Source organism: Magnetococcales bacterium (genome assembly GCA_015231925.1).
GTDB lineage: Bacteria > Pseudomonadota > Magnetococcia > Magnetococcales > JADGAQ01 > JADGAQ01.
This window is the reverse complement of record JADGAQ010000305.1, coordinates 1-3,223: the sequence shown is the minus strand read 5'-3', so window position 1 is coordinate 3,223 and position 3,223 is coordinate 1. Positions and strand designations below refer to the sequence as shown.

Sequence of the window (3,223 nt, the reverse complement as noted above, 5' to 3'; positions counted from 1 at the left end):
TTCTCCTCCAGGGCCTTTGCCAGGGTGACCGCATCGAGCGCCGCCTGCTCCATGGAGGCGTCCGGGCGGGGCATGGAGATGATCAGCGGCGTGACCGCCTCGTCGATGAGTACGCTGTCGGCCTCGTCCACGATCACCTGATAAAGGCCCCTCATGACCACCTCCCCCCGGCGGGATTCGGTCAATGCCCCCAGTTCGCTCAAGGCCACGCGGGTGCGGGAGGGTGATTTTCCCAGGGCCAGCCGGTCGCGGAGATAGTCTCCCAGCAACTCCTTGGCGGTGGTGTAGACCACATCGTGGTTGTAGGCCGCTCCCCGTCGGTCGGGAGGCGTCTCCCCGTCGATGTGGGCCACGCTGAGATTGCAGTAGTCGAACAGTTTGGCGAAAAGCTCCGCGTCGCGTTTGGCCAGATAGTCGTTGGCCGTCACCACCTGACAGGGCCAGCCCTGCCAGGCTGCCGCCACCGCCGCCATGGCCGCCGTCAGGGTCTTGCCCTCTCCGGTGGCCATCTCCGCCACATGACACGCCAGCAGAGCCAGCGCCCCCATCACCTGTTCGGGGTGAGGCGTCAGTCCGGTCACCCGCTTCACGGCGGCGACGGCTGCCGTCAGGGTGGCATCCATCACCTTTCGGTTGCCGGGTCCGGCGATGCGGGCCTGATCGGCGGCCTGCCGGAGATGTTCCTGAAGGGTCTGCTCCTCCACATCGAACAGAGGTGTCGCCTCTCGCAGAACGCTTTTGGCCCGACGCCGCAACTGGGCGACCGGTCTGGAAAACCAGCGTTTGAAACGGGCCGCCAGACGGTGTCCCAGGCGATCCAGCCAGGGCAGAACCGGCTTTTCCCGATGGGCCTCCAGCAGGAACAGCCGCATGGAAGGGGCCAGGCTGGTGGACGAGGTATCGAAGATCGACGTCTCCATCAGAGTCGGTACCGTCTCTGGAAAAATTGCCGGGTGGCGGTCCAAAGCTGCAGCGACAACGGTCTCCAGGGCAGTTTGACCCGGATCCAGCCGGAACGCCCGCTACGGACAGGGCTCGAACCGACCTCGCCGGGTTTGTCGGTAAGGAGAACCTGCAGCAGAAAATAGGGCTCCGCGCTCTGTTTGCCCGAAGGATCGGCGGTGGTGACCGGCACATGCCCCCCTGCCGCCGGGCCCAAAGCCGCCGAAGGCAGGGTTTCGCGGGAATGGGGCACCAGCGTCAGTTCTCGGGCTTGCAAGGTCAGCCCCGTCTCGCCTTCCAGACGGACCTCCATCTCCTCCGGATCGGCCTGCAGCAGGGCCGCCGCCGCCTCCTGCACCACCACGCCGCGAAAGATGTGGCTGCGATCATCCACCAGTTTGCCCAGTTCCGCTCCACGGGCCAACCAGACCCCGGTGCGATAGGCGATTTCGGGAGCCACCCAGTATCCGTCTTGGGAAGCGACCACCTGCAAGGCCTGTTTGCGTTGCAGCAGGCTGTTTTTGAGGGCGTTGAGGGTGCGCAGCCGCTCCTGCAGGGGGGCCAGATCGACCGCTCCCTCATCCACCGATTTGGCTGCCAGCAGCCGGGTGTGCTGCAACTGGGCTTCCACTCCCTGGATTTCGGCTTCCAGTTCCGGGTTTTCCATCTCCAGAAGGGTCGTGCCTTGCTCGACCCAGGCTCCGGAATAGAGGTGAATGCGTTTGACCAGCCCCTCCGTTTCCGCATAGACCGGGCTCGACAGCGCCGCTTCCGACACCCCGGTCAGGGTGCGATGATCGGGGGCGGGGGCGAAGAGAAACAAAAGCGCCAGGAGGCCCGCGATCACCCCTCCCCGTTGCAGCAGACGCTTCTGCTGGTAGCGGAACAGGGGGCTTTTCAGGGATTGGAGTTGCTGTTGCAGAGGCAGCACGAAGGAGGTCAGCGCCATGGCCACGGCGACCACCAGTCCCACGCCCATGTAACTGTCGGCCACGAACAGCACGATACCGCCCATGACGAAGAGGCGATACAGGTTGGACCCGAGGAAGAAGGTGACCTTGGCGGCGGTCTCCCCCGGTTTCAGCCCCTCCCCCTCCTCCTCCATGGAGAGGAAACGGTGGCGGAACCAGCGTTGAAACGTGGCCTTGCAGCTCTCGTGAAGATTGGGAACACCGATGAGGTCGGAGAGAATGTAATAGCCGTCGAAGCGCATCAACGGGTTGAGATTGAACACCACCGTATAGATGGCGGTGGTGAACATCAGGTTGTAGGCGATTTCGTTGACGGCCCCCGGCGGGGAGTGGGCCCAGACCACGGTGGCGATGCTGGCCACCACCAGGTCGACCAGCATGCCGCCGCAGCCGATGGCGGCCCTCTGGAACCGGTTGCGCAACGTCCAACTGGAGGTGACATCCACATAGGGCAGCGGCGAAAACATCAACAACATGAAACCCAGGTGGCGCACCGGGGCTCCGTAGCGTTTGCACAAGGCGGCATGACCGAATTCGTGCAATCCCTTGGAGACGAAAATGGCCAGATAGAGCAGGATGACGTTGTGCCACTGCAACAGGTGTTGAGCCTGGTTCCAGGCCCGGTCGCCTCCCAGCAGGAGTTCCCAGACCCCCCAAACCAGAAATACCAGCGAAACCAGAGCCCCCGGCCAGCCGAAGAGGAGGCGGATCGGCTTCTGCAGCCGGTTCAACCAGGGGTCGGGATCGACCAGGGGAATGCGCAGAAACATCAACTCCGAGAGTCGGGCCAGAAAGGGTTTCTTCTTTTTCTCCTCGCCCCGCTCCAGAAGCCGCCGTTCGTCGGCCCCACCTTCCAGGTAGAGCAGGTTGTTCTGGTGCAGGCTCATCAGCAACTGAAAGATCTCTTCCTGGCCGGGGGTTTCGCGCGGATCCTCCTCGATGGATTGCCGCCAGATCTCATCGATGGTGGCATCGATCTGCAGACGGCTGATGAAGCGCCAGGTGGCGGGACTGACCCGATGGAAGGTGTTGTTTATCTTCTCGTGCAGAACGTACCAGGGCTCCTCCCGATAGCGATGCAGGCGTACCGAAACCGTGGTGCGCAACCCCAGTCGCAGGTTGGCCACGCGAAACCAGTTTTCGGAGAAGGTTTTGCCCATGGGCGAAAAGGCACTCCGCTTCGGTGGTGTTACTCGAACAGGCTGGCTTGCCGAACGATGTAATATCCTACCGGCTTTTGTTGCTTTTCCAAGACACCCTCATCGACCAATCGTTGCAGCCATGCTTTTGTCTGACTCAGTGATACCTGA

2 protein-coding genes are annotated in these 3,223 nt (G+C 62.8%); both read right to left on the bottom strand.

The annotated features are described in order from the left end of the window. On the bottom strand, positions 1-920 hold a 920-nt coding region (locus tag HQL56_19135), incomplete at its 3' end, for a hypothetical protein (GenBank protein MBF0311631.1). Next, positions 920-3,073: a hypothetical protein gene (locus HQL56_19130; GenBank protein ID MBF0311630.1), complete on the bottom strand. Its 2,154-nt coding sequence runs from the start codon at positions 3,071-3,073 to the stop codon at positions 920-922. The genes HQL56_19135 and HQL56_19130, both read right to left, overlap by 1 nt. Between the last annotated feature and the right edge of the window lie 150 nt (positions 3,074-3,223).

What these genes read in the sequence shown, in the direction of transcription:
- HQL56_19130 (MBF0311630.1), bottom strand. Translation starts at nt 3,073, where the DNA reads ATGGGCAAAACCTTCTCCGAAAACTGGTTTCGCGTGGCCAACCTGCGA.